General features: G+C 64.8%; 16 protein-coding genes. 9 read left to right on the forward strand and 7 right to left on the reverse strand.

The features are described from left to right. Window positions 1-78: 78 nt before the first annotated feature. From HDG37_RS33785 to HDG37_RS33805, 5 genes are all read right to left on the reverse strand, one after another. Entirely contained in the window at window positions 79-1,176 is a 1,098-nt protein-coding gene (locus HDG37_RS33785; protein ID WP_184055232.1) for a YncE family protein, read from the reverse strand. 97 nt (window positions 1,177-1,273) lie between these two features. Then, window positions 1,274-1,819 carry a hypothetical protein gene (locus tag HDG37_RS33790; RefSeq protein ID WP_184055234.1) on the reverse strand — a complete coding sequence of 182 codons (546 nt, stop codon included), beginning with the start codon at window positions 1,817-1,819 and terminating at the stop codon, window positions 1,274-1,276. A 181-nt stretch (window positions 1,820-2,000) separates the two neighbouring features. After that, window positions 2,001-3,101 (reverse strand): PstS family phosphate ABC transporter substrate-binding protein, encoded by a 1,101-nt coding sequence (locus HDG37_RS33795; protein WP_184055236.1) that lies wholly within the window; start codon window positions 3,099-3,101, stop codon window positions 2,001-2,003. Window positions 3,102-3,299: 198 nt separating this feature from the next. After that, window positions 3,300-3,728 (reverse strand): hypothetical protein, encoded by a 429-nt coding sequence (locus HDG37_RS33800; protein WP_184055238.1) that lies wholly within the window; start codon window positions 3,726-3,728, stop codon window positions 3,300-3,302. A 128-nt stretch (window positions 3,729-3,856) separates the two neighbouring features. Continuing rightward, entirely contained in the window at window positions 3,857-5,014 is a 1,158-nt protein-coding gene (locus HDG37_RS33805) for a PstS family phosphate ABC transporter substrate-binding protein (protein WP_184055240.1), read from the reverse strand. Window positions 5,015-5,571: 557 nt separating this feature from the next. Between HDG37_RS33805 and HDG37_RS33810 the strand changes: the two genes are divergently transcribed. The 5 genes from HDG37_RS33810 to HDG37_RS33830 all read left to right on the forward strand — a co-directional run bounded on the left by HDG37_RS33810 (window position 5,572) and on the right by HDG37_RS33830 (window position 10,992). Beyond that, entirely contained in the window at window positions 5,572-6,999 is a 1,428-nt protein-coding gene (locus HDG37_RS33810) for a substrate-binding domain-containing protein (RefSeq protein ID WP_184055242.1), read from the forward strand. Window positions 7,000-7,205: 206 nt separating this feature from the next. Beyond that, window positions 7,206-8,213 carry an ABC transporter substrate-binding protein gene (locus HDG37_RS33815; RefSeq protein ID WP_184055244.1) on the forward strand — a complete coding sequence of 336 codons (1,008 nt, stop codon included), beginning with the start codon at window positions 7,206-7,208 and terminating at the stop codon, window positions 8,211-8,213. A 77-nt stretch (window positions 8,214-8,290) separates the two neighbouring features. Then, a complete protein-coding gene (locus HDG37_RS33820; RefSeq protein ID WP_409260264.1) occupies window positions 8,291-9,112 on the forward strand; it encodes an ABC transporter ATP-binding protein in 822 nt (273 codons plus the stop codon). 27 nt (window positions 9,113-9,139) lie between these two features. After that, window positions 9,140-10,009, forward strand: coding sequence for an ABC transporter permease (locus HDG37_RS33825; protein WP_184055245.1), 870 nt, complete (start codon window positions 9,140-9,142; stop codon window positions 10,007-10,009). Then, window positions 9,973-10,992 (forward strand): hypothetical protein, encoded by a 1,020-nt coding sequence (locus HDG37_RS33830; protein ID WP_184055247.1) that lies wholly within the window; start codon window positions 9,973-9,975, stop codon window positions 10,990-10,992. The genes HDG37_RS33825 and HDG37_RS33830 overlap by 37 nt, the downstream gene beginning before the upstream one ends. A gap of 18 nt (window positions 10,993-11,010) precedes the next feature. Here the strand turns inward: HDG37_RS33830 and HDG37_RS33835 are convergent, their stop codons facing one another. After that, a complete protein-coding gene (locus HDG37_RS33835) occupies window positions 11,011-12,210 on the reverse strand; it encodes an ATP-binding protein (RefSeq protein WP_221312236.1) in 1,200 nt (399 codons plus the stop codon). 215 nt (window positions 12,211-12,425) lie between these two features. After that, window positions 12,426-13,091 carry a response regulator transcription factor gene (locus tag HDG37_RS33840; RefSeq protein ID WP_018423281.1) on the reverse strand — a complete coding sequence of 222 codons (666 nt, stop codon included), beginning with the start codon at window positions 13,089-13,091 and terminating at the stop codon, window positions 12,426-12,428. Window positions 13,092-13,364: 273 nt separating this feature from the next. Between HDG37_RS33840 and HDG37_RS40140 the strand changes: the two genes are divergently transcribed. From HDG37_RS40140 to HDG37_RS33860, 4 genes are all read left to right on the forward strand, one after another. Then, window positions 13,365-15,425, forward strand: a complete 2,061-nt coding sequence (locus HDG37_RS40140) for a PepSY domain-containing protein (protein WP_184055251.1) — start codon at window positions 13,365-13,367, stop codon at window positions 15,423-15,425. A 96-nt stretch (window positions 15,426-15,521) separates the two neighbouring features. Beyond that, window positions 15,522-18,431 (forward strand): TonB-dependent siderophore receptor, encoded by a 2,910-nt coding sequence (locus HDG37_RS33850; protein WP_311541743.1) that lies wholly within the window; start codon window positions 15,522-15,524, stop codon window positions 18,429-18,431. A gap of 44 nt (window positions 18,432-18,475) precedes the next feature. Beyond that, window positions 18,476-19,270, forward strand: coding sequence for a hypothetical protein (locus HDG37_RS33855; RefSeq protein WP_184055253.1), 795 nt, complete (start codon window positions 18,476-18,478; stop codon window positions 19,268-19,270). Window positions 19,271-19,295: 25 nt separating this feature from the next. Further along, window positions 19,296-20,324: an ABC transporter substrate-binding protein gene (locus HDG37_RS33860; protein WP_184055255.1), complete on the forward strand. Its 1,029-nt coding sequence runs from the start codon at window positions 19,296-19,298 to the stop codon at window positions 20,322-20,324. The last annotated feature ends 33 nt before the right edge of the window (window positions 20,325-20,357 follow it).

The raw sequence follows: 20,357 nt of genomic DNA on the forward strand, positions 1-20,357 counted from the left end.
CGTTTCTCAGGTCCCTGCCGCACCAAGAAACAGTCAGCTACGCGATAGTGGTTTCACCCGCGGAGCTGTGGCAAGCACTTACATTCCGGCAGGCGTCTTCGCGCCAGTGCCCGGTAACACATCGAAGCGCAGCAGCCTTCCGCCAGCGCCTGATTCGCCAGGCGAGACCGCGACATACAGGCAGTGGCGCGCAGGCACCAGAAGCGCCGTCTTGGCGCCCTTGGCCGTCGGCACGCGTGCGATTTCCTCGTAATGGCCGGGATCCTTCTGCTGGATCACGCCAAGATAGTCGTCGCCGGCCATGTAGATGCGTTGGTTGACTTCGTCGAAGATCACTTCGTTCGTGCGCTGGGGCGCGTCGAACGTCGCGATCGTGTTGCCGTTCGCGGCATTGAGCACAAGCAGCTTGAACGGCTTGCGCGTGCCGACAAACAGGCGTCGATGCGTCTCGTCGAATGCCATTGGCGCATTCAGCTCCGCGCCATGGATAGGCCAGTTCGCAATCACCTGGCGCGTCGCCTTGTCGACGACGGCAAGCGTGCTCTTGCCCGTCACGTTGACGAAGAGATGGTGGCCGCGCTGCTCGGCCGCCATCGCTTCGGTAAAGTCGGTGTCGAAATTCACGTCGCCGACGTGGCTGCCCGTGCGCGGATCGACCTCCGAGACGATCGTCTGCGTCATCTTCGGCTCGGCGTTTTTACCGCCCGTGACAATGTACATGTGACGGCGCGACGGGTCGTAGCGCATCGAGTCCGCACCGACGGTGAGCTGGATCGAACCGATGACGCGATAGCTCGTTCCGTCGACGATGCGCGTCATGCCGGCGCCGCTGTCGGTGACGATCAGACGGTTCAGGTCCGGCAGGTACAAGATGGCGTGGGGCTGGTCGAAACCCTTGACCGTGCGCAGATGCTTGCCGCTGCCGAGATCGAATACTTCGAGCGTGGCGCCGTCTTCGCCGGCGAGGAACAGCCGCCCGCCGTCAACGTCGGCGGCGAAGTGGTCGAAATCGCCTTTGTAGTCCGGCAGCGCCGTGCTGCCGATCAGCCGCAGAGGTGCGCCCGCCGGGCTGGCTGCATCGACCGAGGGCGCCGCCGCGCAGGCAGTGTGCGGCGGCGTCGCGCACAGGGCCGCGAGCGTCGTCAGAGATACGATCGCGGAAATTCGCAAACGCATGGTCAGACTCCTGAATGGGGATAGCTCGTTGAATACAGCTCGTCCCCGGCGCGCCGGGGACGAGGCATTGCAAGCGCACGGCGGGCCTTACGCGCGGTTACTTCGCGGGCTCGAACAACGCGGCGTAGCTCGGGATCTGCTTCTGCAGCGCGTCACGCAGGCCCGTCGATGCGAGGAAGAAGGCGGTCTCGCCCTTTGCATTGGCGCCGTCGTTCTTGTACGCGAGCACGATCTCGCCGACGTTCTGGCCGCTCGCGTCGCGCAGCGGCAGCATCATCACGAACTTCTTGACCTTGTCATTGGGACGATGCCAGCGCGGGTCGACGATCGTGATGCCCTTTTTCGAGATGTCGATGTCGTCCGGATCGTCGGCATTGCCGATGCGCTCTAGATAGGAACCGGCGAACATCGTGTAGGCATCCTGCATACCCGGAGGAACGCCGTGCAAAGTCACGCTGAGTAACTCGGGATGCTGTTGCATGATTTGCTCGGACAGTTTCTGAGCAAAGATCTTCGCGCTCGGCGGCGTCCAGTTCCTGGCGTGCGGTTCGGGCGCGGCGACGGCGGTGTCAACCGCATACAGCGCGGAAGCCGACAGGAGGCCGAGCGTCGCGGCGAGCAGGGTCTTGGTCAGGATCTTCATGTCTCTCCTCTCTTTGCCCGATGGGCGTCATGGAAGCAGGTGCGAGTCGAGTGTAGGCTCGCCACCTTGAACGAGCGTTAACGCGATCTGAACGCAAATTCAGCCTGAAATGGGGAGGCCGTCGCAACGACCGTTGCCGTCACGACGACTGGCGCCGGTTGCGCGTTCGCGCGTCGCATGGTCACTCCGCCTGATCGAGCTTCGCCAGCTCTGCCTTGACGACGGCCGGTGTCAACGGGATATAGACGCCTTCTTTCGCGACCACGTCCTGTCCCTCGCGGCTCAACACCAGTTTCAGGAATTCCCTGATCTTCGGCTGCAGCGGCTCGCCGGGCTTCTTGTTGACGAAGATGTACACATAGCGCGAGAGCGGATACTTGTGCGTATACACGTTCTGCAGTGTCGGCGCGAGGAACGGTCCGCCTTCGCTGGCTGCCAGCGGCACGACCTTCACGTTCGGCGTGACGTTGGCCAGCAGTGCGTACGTGAGCCCGCCCGGGTGCGTCGCCATGTCCTCGGCGGCCACCGTGAACGCATGCGTGAAGCCCTTGCCCTTGACGAACTGGATGTTGTCCTTGTATTCGCCGCCTTCTAGTAGGTTCAGCTTCAGGAAGTATTCGATGCCGTTGACCGGCTTCAGGCCGTAGAGGTGAATCGGCCGGTCGGCCCATTCGCCGCCGAGCCCCACGTCGCCCCACGTGGTGATCTCGGCGTGGCCGCGATTGCGCGTCTTCGAATAGATCGCGTCGAGCTGGGCCAGCGTCAATCCCTTGATCGGATTGTCCTTGTCGACCAGCACGACCGACGTCGCCGTCTTGCCGAGCGACCCGACACTGCCTGTCGCGACGCGAATGGCGAGCGGCTTGTAGCCGAACTTGTCGACGAAGGCTTGCTCCTCGGCCGGCAGCAATTCGCGCCCGACCGGCGCCAGGTCCGCCGTGCCGTTGGTCAGCGCCGGGCCGCCGGCACCGGACGCCTTGGCTTCCATGGTGACGCTCAGGCGCGGATAGGCCTTGCGATACATCTTGATCCACCCCAGCGTGATTTCATCCATTACGTCAGCGCCGACGAGACGCAGGCCTTCCTCCGGCACGGACTGGACTTCGCCCGGATGCCAGATCGGTATCGACGGGTCGACCTTGAGGTGATGCTCGACGGCCGCGTACTTCAGGGCGAATGCCGGCGGCGACGTCAGCGCGCCCAGCGCCGCGATGCCGATCACTGCCGCGGCCGAAGCCGCCGCAGACCTGCGCAACCCGCCAACCCTCTGCGTCTGTTTCATGTGCGTCTCCTGATTGAAGATGTACTCGTGAGTTCGCCCTCGGCGGGACGATTCGTTGCGTGCTGCGTATCGGGGTGGGTCGGCCCGGCCGACGCGCGTCGTGCATCGGCGATGCTTTCGCCTTGCCACGATGGTGGGCCATGAAGCTGAACCCGACCTGAAGGTATCCTTAATAGATTTTCAGACAGACGACGCCAGTCAGTGCGTGGGTTGAAACAGCGCCGCGAGCGATGGCGTGCTTCCGGCCAGCTCGTCGCGCACCTGCTCGGCCCGGCGCACGATCATGTTGCGATCGACGCCCGGCGCGTAGCGGAATGTCGAGCCGATAACGCCGATCGTCTTGCCGTTGGCGTCGCGCATCGGCAGCTCGACCGACAGATCGCCGGTTTTCGTCACCTCGACGCGGGGCTGGCCGCTGTCGAGCACGGCCAGGTCGTCGGCATCGGCGGACTTGCCGATACGGCCGATGTTCGACGCGATGATGACGTTGTCGCTTCCCGTCGGTGGGGTGACATGCAGCGCGAGGATCGTCAGCTCGGGATGCGCGGCCAGCGTGGTATCGACGAGTTGCTGCGCGTAGGGCGCGGCGGTCGTGGCGGCGTATGCAGACACGACCGAGGCGAGCAAAAGCGCCGCCGTGGCGGCGCGGATGGGTCCGTGCATGTGGACACTCCTGGAATCGGCGCCGCCCGGCGGGAATGCGCGGGACCGGCACGCGGCGCCGGGGTGGCGAGGGGGAGACGAGCGGCGCGCGGTCAGTTGGCGAGCATCGCGCGCGAGCTATCCGCTTGCTGCGCGCGCAGCGGCACGTACATCGCGTGATCGATCACGGCTTGCTGGCCCTGCTTGCTCAGCACGTAGCAGAGAAACTCGGCGATGGCCGGATCGAGCGGCTTGCCGGGCGCCTTGTTGGTGTTGAAATAGATCAGTCGGCTCAGCGGATAGGTCGCCAGCGCGACGTTCTCGTACGTCGGCGCGACGTACGGACCGTTGTCCGATGCGGCAAGCGGCAGCATCTTCACGGGCGCGTCGATATAGGCGATGCCCGAGAATCCGATGCCGTAGCGATCGTCGGCCACGTCTTTCGCGAGCGGGAACACGAGCTTGTCGTAATGGATGTCGTCGCGCCACTCGCCGCGTTGACCGTTGGCGCTCAGCACGCGTTGCCGGATGAACTCCTCGAACCCGTTCCACGGCTTGATCGCGTAGACGTGCACCGGCTTGTCCGCCCATTCCCCGGTGAGACCGAGGTCGCCCCAAGTCTTGATCGGCTTGCCGCCGCGCAGGTGCGTGCGCGAGTAGAGCGCGTCGATCTGGTCGTAGCTGAGCTTTTCCAGTGGGTTGTCCTTGTTGACGAAGAAGCCGATCGCGTCCAGGAAGCCGAAATGCCGGTACGAGCCCCCGGAAATCGGTACGCTGAGCGGGCCGTAGCCGAACTTCGCCTTGAAGTCGGTGACGTCGTCCGGCTTGAGCTCGCGCGAGACGAACACGAAGTCGAGCTTCTCCTTGACCAGCTCCTTCGCGCCGAGGCTGCCCGCGTACGGTGGGGAAATGCGGATGTCGACGTTCGGGTAATACTGCTTGAAGCCTTCGATCCAGCGGTTGACGAGCGACGGCAGCACGTCGGAAGCCGCGCCCCTGAACGTGCCGGCGAGCTTGAGGTCGGTGCGGGGCTGGTAGTCGGGCAGGGCCGAGTCGAGGCGCGGCTGCAGGATCTCCGGCTCGGCCAGCGCGCGTCCGACCTTCATCCCATCATCGGCTTGTTCCTTGGTTTGCGGCGCCACCGTCTTGAGCGCGGGCACAACCCACTCGACCATCGGCGTGGATGGGGTGTCGGCGCCCGCGGCGCCCACGGCCCAGACCGACGCCGCGGCAGTGGCAATGATCAGGCGAGCCGAACGGCGGCGCGGCATGCGCCGGTTCGTCCCGCAACAGGGTTGGTTTCGATTCACGAGATGTCTCCTCCTTTGTTCAAAGCGTGCGTGATTCCACTGCCGCTCCATTTTGAGGCAGGCGGCGCGAAAGTTGAAACGCGGTGATCGCGCCGGCCTGCGCGAGATGCGGCGAACGGCGCAGCGCCCATGCCATGCGTCCAACGATAGTGTCGCCGGATGAACGCAATCTGAAGACATTCTGAAAATCCGTTCATGGAACGCCTTGCCGAGCATGAACGAATTTTCAGCATCGATTCAGGTTGGCTTCAGCGTGCCGCCGTACCGTCGGGGCAGCTTCTCCGGGCGTGATGGCGGGGCGGCGTTCTTGACCGAAAGCCGGGCCGCTGCGCGCCATTCTCCACATCCGGCAGGAGACCCCCGTGCCTGTTTTCGATTCTCCATTGCGGCGCGCATCGCCATCGATGCCGCCCCTGTCATGCTCGTCCCGGCCATTGCGCTCGCAGGATGTATGCGCGCCCGCGGCGCGCCCTCGTCGTACCGGAGCCGGCCTCCTGCTTGCGGCCTGTCTGGCACTCATGCCGCCGTGCATTGCGCAGGCGGCCGATACCGTTGCAGGCTTGCCGGCCTATCGATCGCTCCCGAACCTGAGCGGAACGCTCAGCAGCGTCGGGGACGACGCGATGGGGCCGCTGCTCGACGCGTGGCTGGCCGCCTTCGAGCGACGCCAGCCGGGGATCCATCGCGGGCCGCATTGGCGGCACGCCGGCAGTGCGACCGCATTCGGCGCGCTCATGTTCGGCGACGCCGATATCGCACCGCTCGCGCGGGAGCCGTTACAGACGGAGCTGCAGCCGTACGCGCACCAGTTCGCAGGCGACATGATGAAGTCGCCGCTGTTCGTTCGCGTCGCGAGCCTCGACGGGCAGGCGGCCTATCTCGCCGTGAACCGGCGTCCCGGCGCGCCGCTGCCGCCCAAGGTCAAGGCGTTCGTGGCGTTTGCGCTGAGCGACGAGGGTCAGGCGATCGTCGCCGCGCAGAAACGCTTCGCGCCGCTCACCGCCGCGCAGGCCGCGCGTGAACGCGCGAAGCTCGACGGCTTCCTGCCGCCGCTTGACGCGCAACTGGCCGTCTATCGTCCCGTGGCCGGCCTGCACGGCGAGATCGACAGCGTCGGCAGCGACGGGATGAAGTCGCTGATGGACACGTGGATCGACGGCTTCAAGCACGTACAGCCCGCCGTGCGCAAGGGCGATCGATGGGAACACCTCGGCACGTTGAACGGGTTTCACGCGCTGCTCGCGGGCGACACCGCGATGGCGCCGATGGGCCGCGAACTCTGGCCGGACGAGCGGGCTGCCTGTACGCAGATCCGTCACGCGGCGCCGCTCGAAATCCGCGTCGCGCGCGGCGGTTTCAACACGCCGCAACGGACCACGGCTCAGGCGATCTTCGTGCATCCGGACAATCCGCTCAACGGCGTCACGCTGGCGCAACTGGCGTCGATCCTGCGGCAGAACCCGGGTATCACGCGGTGGGGCCAGCTTGGCCTGACCGGCGAGTGGGCCGACCGTCCGATCACGATCGACATCCCGCCGCACGTCGCGCCGAACGCGATGTCGATGCAGGTCATGGTGCTGGCAGGCGGAGCGTGGAACAGCGCTGTCCACGAGGGATCGATCGACGACACTGCGCGCGCGATCGCTGGGAATCCGGGCGCGATCGGCTTTGGCGGACTCGAGGAAGGCGGCCCCGGACTCAAGACGCTGGCGGTGGCGCGCGGGGACGGCGAGCCGTTCTATGCGCTCGATGCCGAGAATGCGGCGAGCGGCAAGTATCCACTCACACGCTACATGTACATCCGCCTGAACCGTCCGCTGACGCCGCCGGTGAAAGCGTTCCTGCGCTACATCCTGAGCCGCGACGGCCAGGAGCCGGTGCGCTATTCGGCGTACTTCCCGCTGAACGCGGCGGAGGCGCGCGAAGAGCTGGCGAAGTTCAGGTAGGCGCCGCGCGAATCGGTCACGGCGCGCGTCGCGTGCGGCGTCGGCGGTCCCTGAATGGAGATTCATTTTCCGTTCAGCCTGATTTTAAGGTTGCCCCGTATAACTGAAGCCGTTCCGTGAGCCCATCTGTCGCGATCCGGGACACGGCGCTAACGCCACATGGATGGCGGTACGCCATACCTATCGAAACCGGAGGAGCACATCCCATGAAACACACTGTCCTGCGCATGGCTGCCGGCGCGCTGGTGCTCGGCACCCTGGTTCCGGCCGCGCATGCTGCCGAGAAGCTCACCCTGATGGTCGGCGGCATGGAAAAGCAGATTTACCTGCCGGCCAAGCTCGCCGAGCGGCTCGGCTATTTCAAGGAGCAGGGCCTCGACGTCGAACTCATCAACGAGGCAGCGGGCGTCGATGCCGAGAACGAACTGGTCGCCGGCACAGTGCAGGGCGTCGTCGGCTTCTACGACCACACGATCGACCTGCAGTCGAAAGGCAAGTACATCGAGTCCGTCGTACAGTTCAGCCACACGCCTGGCGAAGTCGAATTGATCTCGTCGAAGCTCGCCGGCAAGGTAAAGTCGCCCGCCGACTTCCGCGGCTTGACGCTTGGCGTCACCGGGCTTGGCTCGTCGACCAACTTCCTAACCCAATACCTCGGCGTGTCGCACGGCGTGAAGACGTCGGAGATGACGTCGCTGCCCGTCGGTGCCGGCAACACATTCATCGCCGCGCTCAAGCAGGGCAAGATCGACGGCGGCATGACCACCGAACCGACGGTCTCGCGCCTCGTCAACACCGGTGACGCACAGGTCCTGGTCGATCTGCGCTCGCCCGAGAGCACGCAGAAGTGGCTCGGCGGCCTGTACCCGGCGGCCAGTCTGTACATGCAGAACGACTGGGTACAGTCGCACAAGGCGACGGTGCAGAAACTCGCGAACGCGTTCGTCAAGACGCTGCGCTACATCAATACACACAGCGCGGAGGAGATTACCGCCCAGATGCCCGCCGACTACTACGCTGGGGACCGCGCGTCATACATGAAGGCGCTGGCCAACGGCAAGGTGTCGTTCATCGCCGACGGCCGCATGCCGGAATCGGGGCCGCCCACCGTGCTCAAGGTGCTCGGGTCGTTTGATAGAGCTGTGATGGGGCACAAAATCGACCTGTCGAAGACCTTCACCACCGAGTTCGTCAACGCCGCGCAGGTCAAGTAGCCGCGCCCGCGTGACGGCCCGGCAGCGAGCCGTCGCGGGCGTTTCGTCGAATCCAATCTCCTAAAGGTGGCAATCCAATGACAGCCTCCCAGGCAACCATGCTGTATCCCGCCGCTGCGTCGAACGACGTTCCTGCGATTGAACTCGATCGTGTCAGCCGCCGCTTCGTCAGCCCGGAGGGTAAAGCGATCATGGCGCTGCAGAACTTCAGCATGTGCGTTGCGAAGGGCGAGTTCTGCGCCGTCGTCGGCCCGACCGGCTGCGGCAAGTCCACTACGCTCAGTCTGATCACTGGCCTTGCCGCGCCGAGCGCCGGCGCGGTCAGGATCTGGGGCAAGCCAGTCACCGGCATCGATCCTCGCATCGGTTTCGTGTTCCAGTCCGACGCGGTGTTCCCATGGAAGAGCGTGCTCGATAACATCGCGGCCGGTCCGCTGTACCGCGGCGAGAACAAGGCGCAGGCGTACGAGCGCGCGATGGAATGGATTCGCCGCGTCGGTCTGGTTCGTTTCGAACGCCACTATCCGCACCAGCTCTCCGGCGGCATGCGCAAGCGCGTGGCGCTGGCTCAGACCTTCATCAATGAGCCTGAGATTCTGCTGATGGACGAGCCGTTCTCGGCGCTCGACGTCCAGACACGCATGCTGATGCAGGACGAGTTGCTGCATCTGTGGAGCGTGAATGGCGCATCGGTGGTGTTCGTCACGCACGACATTGAGGAGGCCATCGCGCTCGCGGACAAGGTATTCGTGCTGACGTCCGGACCGGCGACCGTCAAGACGTCGTACGAAATCGACCTGCCGCGCCCGCGTGATGTCGCGGAAGCGCGCTATTCCCCCCGCTTTATCGAACTGTCGCGGCAGATCTGGAACGATCTTCGCGACGAGGTCCACATCTGAGCGCCTGGCGGCGCGCTAAGGAAAAACATGAATACCCCGATGGCAGGAGCCGTATCGAATGAGATCGAGTTGCGGAAGGTGGAAGTCCGCGCCCAGGCAAGCATACGTCGGCGCCAGACGCTGGTGTATGTGCTGCGGCTCGCGGTGCTGGTCGTCACGCTGGGCGGATGGGAACTCGCCGGGCGCGTGGGCTGGATCGATCCTTTCTTCTTCTCGACGCCTTCGCTGATCGCCGTGCAGATCTGGCAGTGGCTCACCGAGGGAACCTCGCAAGGCCCGCTCTGGGTGCAAGTGCTGGTGACGCTGGAGGAAACCGGGCTCGGCTTCCTGATCGGCAGCGTGGCAGGCGTGTTCGCCGGGATCTTACTGGGCCGCAACAAGCTGCTCGCCGACGTTTTCAGCCTCTACATCAAGATCGCGAACTCGATCCCGCGCGTGGTGCTCGGCTCAGTGTTCATCATCGCGCTGGGGCTCGGCATGGCGTCCAAGGTCGCACTGGCCTTCGTCATGGTGTTCTTCGTGGTGTTCTCGAACGCGTTCCAGGGCGTGCGCGAGGCGGACCGCAATCTGATCGCGAACGCGCACATCCTGGGCGCCTCGAAGCACGCCGTGACGCTGACGGTCGTGCTGCCGGCCGCGATGAGCTGGATCCTGGCGAGCCTGCACGTGAGCTTCGGGTTCGCGCTGGTGGGTGCCGTGGTCGGTGAATTTCTCGGCTCGAAGCAAGGGATCGGGCTGCTGATCTCGACCGCGCAGGGCGCGTTCAACGCGGCCGGCGTGTTCGCCGCGATGATCGTGCTCGCCGTCGTCGCGCTGGGTGCGGAGTTCGTGCTCACGCAGCTCGAGAACAAGCTCCTGAAATGGCGACCGCCGCAGTTCTCCGACGCGGGCCACTGATCCCCGCGCGCCGCGCCGGTCCGCGTATCTGGCGGACCGGCGCGGCATCCGCAGTTCGCGCCGGCCGGCCACGCGTCGCCGCGCATCTGCCCGCCCCAACCGTCCTGACCCATCCCGCTCGTGCCTCATGCCGGGCGCTCGCACGCAGCGCCGGCCACCCTTCGATCAGGAGAATCGGCCTCATGTCGTCCACCCGTCATCCGGAGTCGGCCGCGTACCGCGCCCCGTATCATGCGCGATTCGTCAAGGCGGCGCTCGCCTTCGGCGCATGCCTGGTTTGCCATGGCGCGCTTGCCGGCCCGCCGTTCGTGACCGACGATCCGGAACCCGTCGAACGGGGGCATTTCGAGATCGATGCCGCCGCGTCGGGCACCGTGCGCGCCGGCAGTCACAGCGGCACGCTGCCGGGTCTCGAGATCAACTACGGATTGGTGGAGAACCTGCAGATCACCGCGACGGTCGGCATGGCGTTCATGCACGAAACCGGAGATCGCACCCATTACGGATTCGGTGATACCGAACTGGGCGCGAAGTACCGCTTCATCACCGAGGACGAGGCGGGCTGGCGTCCGCAGGTCGCGTTCGCGCCCAGCGTCACACTGCCGTCCGGCAACGACCACCTGAGCCTCGGTGACGGCCACGCGCACGTGCTGCTACCGCTGTGGACGCAGAAGACGATCGGTAACTGGACGACGTTCGGCGGTGGTGGATACGTCGTCAACCGCCATGCGGGACAGAAGGGTTACTGGACCGGCGGTTGGGCCGTCCTGCGCAAGTTCGGCGAACGACTTCAGCTTGGCGGCGAGGTCTTCTACACCGGGGTGGCGACCAAGGACGATCCGTCCGCGATTGGCTTCAACCTCGGCGGCACCTACGGGCTGACGGAGCACGACCGCATCCTGTTCTCCGCCGGGCGCGGCCTCACTCACGTGAGCGACACTAATCGCTTCTCCTATTACGTCGGTTATCAGCTCGACCTGTGACTCGCGCCCGCTGTATGCTCAGGCGGGGTCGGTGGAATGGAGCGGCGCGTTGAAGGGGATATTGCCGGCGGTGTCGGACGGCGTGACGGCGGGAATCTCGAAGACCATCGACAACCCGCGGCCGTCCGGCCCGGCCTCCGCGAAGATGTGGCCGCCGTGCAGCTCGACGATACTGCGGCAGATGGCGAGGCCCAGGCCGCTGCCCTTGTCTTCGTCGCCCGGACGACGGATGCGCACGAAGCGTTCGAAGATGCGCTCGCGCTGTTCGGCGGCTACGCCGGGACCCTCGTCCTCCACGCGGACCTGCCAGCATTGGTTCACCAGCGTGGAACGCAAGGTGACGCGGCTTCCCGGAGGCGAGGCCGCCAGTGCGTTGCTGAGCAGGTTCAGGAGCACCTGGCGGATCCATTTCGACTCGATTGCGGCCTGTCCGCTGCCGTGATGGGTCAGGAAGAAGCGCTGCTCGCGGTGTTCGGCGAGTACGTGGGCGTCCTGCGCGAAGTTCTGCAGGAACAGTTCCGGGTCCTGCGGCCTCAGATCGAGCGAAATCGCGTGTGCGTCGGCACGCGACAGGAACAGCAGGTCCTCGATGATGCGCTGGAGGTGGGCCAGTTCCTTGATCTGAATTTGCACCGCCTGTTCCTGCGCTGGCGTCAACTGACCGTCGACGACCAGTTTCTCGGCTTGCAGGCGCACGAGCGTCAGGGGCGTCTTGAGTTCGTGGGAGGCCTCAGCTGTAAACCGCCGGATCTGGTCGAACGACGCTTCGAGACGGTCGAACATCTGATTGAGCAGGCGCGCCAGGTCCGAAATCTCGTCGCGCGCGCCTGACAACGGAATGCGCTCGCTCAGATTGTCCGAGCGGATGTGGTCGGCCGTGTCCTGGATCAGCCGCAGCGGCCGTAGCGCCATTCGGCTGAAGCCGTAGCCGATCACGCTGCTGACCGCGATCATGACGATCAGCAATCCGTAGAAAGCATGTTCATAGGCGGTCATTACCACGCGTACGTGTTCTTTCGTCGTTGCCACCACGACCGTGTACGGTCCGAGCGCGAACTTGCCCGCGCGCAGTTCACCCAGTCCTTCAACATTCGCATTGAACGCCTGGTGGCGAGGCGACGGAGCGATATCGCGACCGTGAAGGCCCGGGGAGCGAAACACCACCGTCCCAGCCGTCCCGTAAATCTCGGTGAAGAACAGTTCGAGCTTGTCGGACATCATCGCCTGAACACGCTTGCGCAACTCCGCCTCCGACAGCTTCGTACCGAGCGCGGTCTGGCTGGCGCGAATCTGTTCGAACTCAGATTGGTTGAGCAGATCCAGCGCGTGGATCGCGTGATGTTCGATGAAGTATCGTCCGGCAAGAAACAGCGACGCGAACGTGACAGTCGAAGCGAGTACGTAGCAGATGGCGAGCCGCGCGCCGATGGATTTCATAGCAGCTGGTAACCGACGCCGCGCACCGTCTTGAACAGCGGCTTGCCGAGCGGCGCCTCGAACTTGCCGCGCAGCCGGCTCATGTAAACGTCGAGCAGGTTGGTGTCGACGTCGTAATGGGATTCCCAGATCTTCTCCGCGATGAGCGTCCGGGTCAGGATGCGGCCGGGATTCTGCAGGAAGACTTCCAGTAACGCGAACTCGCGGCTGGTGAGATCGATCGGCTTGCCGTTCAGATGGACGGTGTGGCTCAGCAGGTCAAGCTTGATGCCCTCATGCTGAAGCACGGTTTCCTTGACGGACGATTGGCGGCGAAGCAGCGAGCGCATGCGCGCGAGCAGTTCTTCCAGGCTGAACGGCTTAGGCAGGTAGTCATCGGCGCCGACATCGAGGCCCTTGACGCGATCCTCGACGGCGTCGCGCGCGCTGAGGATCAACACCGGCTCATTGAATCCGGCCGCGCGCCATTCGCGAAGCAGCTCCAGGCCATCACCGTCGGGCAAGCCGAGATCGAGCACGATGACGTCATAGCTCGACTCGCATAGCGCTTCGCGCGCCTCGGCGCAACTTTCAACCCACGTCACCGTATACGCGCGTTCGCTTAACGCCTGCTTGAGGTACAGGCCGAGCTTGCGCTGGTCTTCGACGATAAGGATCTTCATGATAAAAGCGCGAACGCGAGGGAATTTCAGGCTAGCGCAAGCGGATGTCCGTGACAAGCGAAGCATGGCCCTGCGGGGGTTTTCCCGATTTTTCTGAACGCAAATTCAGGAAGCGTTCGCGTCTGTTTCAGGTTGGAAGCGCGCATGTGGGTCGTGGGGCGATAAGTCACGCGCAATGAGTTGGGACTTACCCCGACTTTGCGCTGAATTCAGACTTCATTCAGGTTCGCCAACAAAGATGATGGACATCAACAGTCGTCGCCTAGGCAACCCATGAAACCCGCATTCCGTCCGCTCGTCTTGCAGATCCATCGCTGGTGCGGCCTGACCGTCGGGGTCGTGATTCTCCTGATGGCGATCACGGGTGCATCCATCGCATTCCGGCCCAGCCTCGAGCCGGTGCTCAATCGCGATCTGCTGACGGTGCCGACCTGCGCGGCGCGCGTACCGCTTGACACATTGACCGCGAATGCGGCCGCATCCCGGCCGTCGGCGACGCTCGACTACATTCGGCTGGTCGCCGGCAAGCACCATGCGCCGCGCATGCCGTCCGCGATGGTGCGCTTCACCGACCAGGTGTTCGTCTACCTCAATCCTTGCACTGGAGACGTGTTGGGCGAACGCTCGCGCTACGGTGGCCTGCTCGGCACGCTCGAGCAGTTTCATCAGTTCCGCTTCATGAAGCACGGCAACGTGATTACCGGCACGAGCGCGCTCCTGTTCGGCATGCTGATGATCGGTGGCGGCATCGCGCTCTGGTGGCCACGCTCACGTCACGGCTGGCGAGTCGCGTTCACGACCGGACCCGGCGCGCGTGGACAGGCATTCACGTATCGGCTGCATCGGACGATCGGTCTCTATGCCAGCGCGATCCTGCTGCTGACGGTGTTGACCGGGCTGCCGTGGGCGTTCGACTGGTACGCGCACGGCATCTATGCGATCACCGGTTCACCGCAGCCCGCCAGTCCGCCGAAATCGGCCGTGCCCGCGGACGGCGCAAGGCGGCAAACGCTCGAAAGCTCCTGGCGCACCGCACAGGCACTGTCGCCCGACCCGCAGGATGCGCTGCTGCACATCCCCGAGAAATCGCGTGACCCGGTAGAGATGTACCTGATCGATCGCGCAGCGCCGCATCCGAATGCACGCACGATGTTGTTCATCGACGCATACACGGGCAAGGTGCTGCGGTTCGTCCCGTATTCGCGGAGCAGCGTCGGGCACAAGCTGTATTTCTGGGCGTTGTCGTGGCACACCGGCGCGATTGGCGGTGTATTCGGGCAACTGTTGCTGCTGTTCGGCGCGCTGTGCGTTCCGGTACTCGCTTACACCGGCGTCCGGAACGTCCTGCGGCGCAAGTGGCGTCCGGTGGCGAGCGGCGCACGCCTGACCGTGCGCGTCGCGAAGAAAACGGTCGAGGCCGACGGTGTGTGCGCGTTCGAATTGACGGATCCGGCGGGACGCAAACTGCCGCGGTTCGCGGCCGGCGCGCATATCGACGTGCATCTTGGCGACGGTCTCGTGCGCCAGTACTCGCTGTGCGGCGATCCGCGCGAGCGGCGGCGCTACCTGATCGCCGTGCTGCGCGTTGCGGATTCGCGCGGCGGATCGGCGGCCATGCACGAGCGGGTTCACGAAGGCGATCTGCTCGACATTGGTGTGCCGGTCAATCACTTCGCGCTGGACGAGACCGCGCCGCGTTCGCTGCTGCTTGCGGGAGGGATCGGCATCACGCCGATCCTCGGCATGGCGGAACGGCTCGCGCGGCGCCACGCCGATTTCGAGCTGCACTATTGCGCACGCTCGCAGTCGCGCGCGGCGTTCGTGCAGCGGCTCGTGCGGGCGCCGTTCGCCGGCCGGGCCAGGTTCCACTTCAGCGACGAACGCGCGGAGCAACGCTTCGACATCGAGCGCGTGCTCGACAGTCAGTCGCCTCGCACGCATCTGTACATATGCGGACCCGCGAGGTTCATCGATGCGGTGCTGTGCGCCGCACGGAATCGCGGCTGGCCCGAGCGGCAGCTGCACTGCGAGCGCTTCGCGTCGATTGCGCAGAAGCCCACGGCGACGCATGCGTTCGACGTGCAGCTCGTCAGCACGGGCAAGGTGTACCGGATTCCCGAGCACAAATCCGTCGTCGCGTCGCTGGCCGAACACGGCGTCAGGATCCCGACGTCGTGCGAGCAGGGTGTCTGCGGCACCTGCATCACGCGGGTGATCGTCGGCGAAGTCGACCATCTCGACTGCGTGCTGACCGCCGCGCAACGGGAGAGGCACGGACATTTCACACCCTGCTGTTCGCGCGCGAAAGGGGATCTGCTGGTGCTGGACATCTGACCGGCGGGGCAAACGCGGGCATCGTGCCATCGGGCGCGATGCCCGCCGCGGCGGACCGGATCGAAGACCAATAATCCAATCAAGCTGGAGGAGACCGTGGTGATTGGAAGAACGATGGTGGCAATGGCCGTCATGGCGTTGTTTTCGCCGGCGCTCTACGCGCAGGCCGACGGTGGCACGCGCGAGAATGCACTCGCGCCGCGGCCCGGACATGCGAAGCTCTATGCGCAGCAGCTGGTGGACCGCACGGTCGCGCTGCACCCGGAGCTCGTCGAGCTGGATCTTCATATGCGCCCCCCCGGCGGCACGCAAAGCGTCATCGTCGCGGCCAAGTCCGCGAACCGGATCGGCAGGAAGTCGGACCCCGACGATCTCGACGTGGTCAAGACCGGTACGCCGTTCGTGGAAGTGAACAAGCGAGGCGACCAGAACGTCGAGGTGCATCTGCCGCTGCTCGACGTCACGCGCAAAGTGATCGGCGAAGTCGAAGTGACGTTCCCGTATCCGCCGGGGTCGGGGCTCGACAAGGAGGCGTTGATCCGGGCGGGCGCACTCATCCGCGACGAGCTGAGCCGGCAGATCCGCTACGGGAACGAACTCTTCGATCCGGTGCTCCCGACCAAAGGCATTCCGGAGAATCCGTACGCGCAGACGCTCGTCGACGAGGTGATCCGCAAGCGCCGCGACGTGATGGCGCTCGTGATGCACGTGGCGCGCCCGGGCGGGAGCGGCGACTATCCGATCATCGCGTCGAACATCGGGCGCATCGGCAAGCCTGCCGATGCGGACGACCGGCGTGTCATCGAGACCGGCAAGCCGCATGTCGAGGTCGGCCGCGAAGGAGATCGCCTCGAAGTGGAACTGCCGCTGCAGGACGCCGGCGGCGCTACGATCGGCGCGCTCGGCGTGGTGATGCCGTACCGCGTCGGCGAGGACCAGGAGGTGCTCGTGAAGAAGGCCGAGAAGATCCGGGATGAATTGCGAGGGCGGATCCGCGATGCCGCGGAGTTGTACGAACCGAGGCAGCTCGTGCCGGCGACGTCGGTGATTACGGCGCGACTCGACGCGCAGGCGCTCGGCAACACGCAATCGCTGCCGATGACCAAGGAGGTGATGGGCGCCGGCGCGCTGCAGACCGCGACGGAAGGCGTGACCGACGCGGTCAAGAACCAGGCCGGCGTCGCGCCGACCAACTCGTCGGGCAGCCCTGCCGACGCGGCCAGCATTCGCGGCATCAAGGTCAACCTGTTCGCGAACTACCGGCTCAATGGCGGCCTGCCGACCGCGAACGTGATGTCGGTGCCGGCGGAGGACAAGCAGCGCGTGGAGACGCTGAAGGGCGCGAACGCGCTGATGTTCGGCGTTGCAAGCCCCGCGGGCATCCTCAACATGGTGACGAAGCGCGCGCCGATGGACAACGACGTCGCCTCGGTGGCGCTGCTCGGCAACTCGTTCGGGCAGTTCGGCGTCGCGGCCGACGTTAGCCATCGATTCGGCAGCGAAAAGCAGGTCGGCCTCCGCGTGAACGCATCCGATACGCACCTCGAAAATGGTGTGCACGGTGCGAATGGGCGCGGCTGGTTCGGCAGCGTTGGCGCCGACTGGCAGGTCACCAACCGCCTGCATTTCCAGTTCGATGTCGAGACCTATCGGAAGGAGGTCGTCGAGCAGGGCAGCATCAGCCTGCCGACTGCGGTCAACGGACACATCGCGTTGCCGCGCGTGCCCGATCCGAGGAATCTGCTGTCGGGCCCGTGGGCGGTTTTCTCCGCGAAGACGACGAACTTCCAGGGGCGGGTCGACTACGACATTGCGCCCGGCTGGAAGGCGCTCGTCGAAATCGGTCAGTCGGATTCGGATCGCTCGCGCTCGACGACCCGGATCGGCGGATACAACGTGTTCACCGGGGCAGGCGGCATCCCGACCGTCAGTGAGGTGAAGCAGGTCTACTTCAACAAGTACAAGCGGGCAGAACTGCTCGGTCAATTCGCCACGGGTCCGCTCTCGCACGACATCACGTTCGGCGTGTCGCGCAGCGAGCGCATCGCCGAGACACCCAGACAAAACACGATCGTGTTGCCGGTGCGGGTCAACATCTTCGATCCCATCCCGTTGCCCACTCCGGTGCCGACCCATCCCGACACGTCGCTGCCAAAGCAGGTCAACGCGGATACCGGCCTCTATACCTACGACATGATCGGCGTCGGGTCGAAGTGGAAGTTGCTGCTCGGCTTCCGCGAGAGTCGGTCGTCGTCGAACGACGGCGTGGTGTCGTCAGCGACCTGGGTCGGGTCTCCGGCATTCGGGATTCTCTACGACGTGCTGCCGACCACCACGCTGTTCGCCAGCTACATGAAAGGCATCGAGGATGGCGGCGTCGCCCCCGCAAACGCGAAGAACGCCTACCAGGTCCTTGCGCCCGCGGTGTCGACGCAGTACGAGTTCGGCGTGCGCGATCACTACTTCAGGTGGTTGCAGTTCAGTGCGTCCGTGTTCGACATCACGCGCGCGAACGCGGTGACCAATCCGGCTACGCAGATTTTCGCCAACGACGGCACGATCGAATACCGGGGTGCGGAAGCCGTGCTCACGCAGGACATCTCGCGCCAGTGGTCGCTGTCCGAAGCCGTCCAGTACCTGCACGCGGTCCAGAACCCGGAATTCGACATGACGATCAAGGGCCGTACGCCGGAGAATACGCCGAAGTGGATCGGCAACATCGCACTGACGCACCGTCCGCTCTGGCTCCCCGGCCTGTCGCTCACGGTGCGTGCATCGTTCATCACGAAGCGCCCGGTGAACCCGCAGAACCAGGGCTACATCCCCGGTTACACCATCTACTCGCTCGGCGCCAGCTACGCGACCCGGATCGCCGGCAAGCACGTCGACATCAGGGTGGCCGTCGACAACCTGTTCAACAAGCGTTATTGGAACTCGGTGCAGACCGGCACGCTTGGCACAGGAATGGACCGCAGCGTGCGGATGGTGGCCAAGATCGATTTCTGAAAAAACGTGGAGCCCTTTCCATGCCCAACCTTCACCGAATCATCATGAATCTTCTCTCCATTCTGGCCATCGGCCGTGTCTTCGCCATCGCGGTCGTACTGGCGGGCATGCTGCCCCCCAGCGCGGCGCGGGCGACAGAGCCGTCGGATAACGACGCGCTGTCGCTGATCATCACCTACCAGACCTTGCCCGCGAACCGGCCCGCGTTGCGCCACGAGCTGGCGCAGTCGACCGCGCGCGAGCTCGCGCGCTGGAAGCACGACGGGCGAATCAGGCAATACAGCCTGCTGTTCAATCGCTATGCCGATTCGGACAACTGGGACGCAATGGCCTTGCTGACGTTCGCGACGCCCGACGACCTGTACCGCTGGCGTACGCTCGAGCAGGCGCAGCCCGCGGCGCTGTCCGGGAAGGCGCTCGCGGTGACGACTTCAATCCATACGACGCCGGTTGATACCAAACGCGCGGAGGCGCTCGACGCGAAGGCGGCGAATCCGGTCTACGTGGTCATCCCGTACAAGACACTGGTCTCAGCCGGCGACTACGAGAAGTACGCGGACGCCTATGTGATTCCGCAATTCGAGGGATGGATGGACGAGGGCGTCCTGTCGAGCTATTCGCTTTATACGAGCCAGTTTCCGGCCGGCCGCCAGTGGACCGCGATGGTACTCCTGCAGTACAGGGACGAGGCGGCCCTCAGCGCGCGCGAGGCGGTGGTGGACAAAGTCCGCGAGCGCCTGACGCACAACCCTGAATGGAAAGCGATCAGCGACAGCAAGAAGAACGTGCGCACCGAAGAACAGGTGGTGATCGCCGATCCCATCGCCGTAAGTCAATGAGCTCTCTGCTCGCAAGGAAGATCCGATGAAAAAAATCGCACTTACGCTCGTTGCCGCTTGCATGGTCGGTGGGCAGGCAAGCGCCGCCGAACCGGTCACGCCCGCTGCCGATGCGGCGCCGCAACGCATCGTCCTGCTCGTCGACGAGATTAAGGCCATCCGCAATTTCCCTGTGGTGCTGGCGGAGCGTCTCGGCTATCTGAACGACGGCAAGATGGCCGTGACTGTCATGAACATCCGCGACGACGTGTCGACGGCCGACATGCTGAATGACGGACGGGTCGACGCGGTGGTCGCCTACTACCATCACAACGTGGTTAACCAGGCGCGCGGCATCGATACGCAGGCCGTTGTCACGCTCGGCGTGACGCCGGGCGCGAAGGTGCTCGTCGCGAACCAGGCAAGGGAGAAATACCAGAGCGTGACTGACCTCAAGGGCGCGCGTTTCATTGCGGGCGGCGCTGGGTCGTCGAAGAGCACGGTCGCGAACGCGCTCGTGCTGGCGGGCGGTCACGGCATCGGCGATTACACGCGGCTCGGAACCGACGGCAAGGAGAAGAATGTCGACGCGCTGCGTGACGGAAGCGCCGATTTCGTCATAGCGCCGACGCCCGACGGGGATCTCTACGAGTCGAAAGGCGTGGCCACGGTGTTCGCGGACCTGACGTCGGTCGACGGCACGCGCCGGAGTCTGGGCACGCTGTTTCCGTCGAGCACGGTTTACATGTCGGGCGCACGCGTTCGGGCGCATCCGGAGATTGCGCGGCACCTGGCCGGCGCGTTCGTGCGCACGCTGCAGTACATCAATTCCCATTCCCCCGAGCAGCTCCTGGCTGTCATTCCGCCGGAGATCAGCGGCAAGGACCGCGTGGCTTATCTAAAGGTGTTGAAGGAGGAGATCCCGATGTTCGCGAACGACGGACGCATGCCGGACGACGGCGCGACGAAGGAGTGGCAGGTGCTCGCCGCGGCGAATCCGGCTTACGGGTCGGTGAAGGTCGATCGGACCTACACCAATGCGTTCGTCGACGAAGCGCTGCGTACGCTGCACTGAGCAGAAGTGTTTTATTCGCGCGGGGGCGGCCGG

This window comes from Paraburkholderia sp. MM5384-R2 (assembly GCF_014201025.1).
In the GTDB taxonomy this organism is placed as follows: domain Bacteria; phylum Pseudomonadota; class Gammaproteobacteria; order Burkholderiales; family Burkholderiaceae; genus Paraburkholderia; species Paraburkholderia tuberum.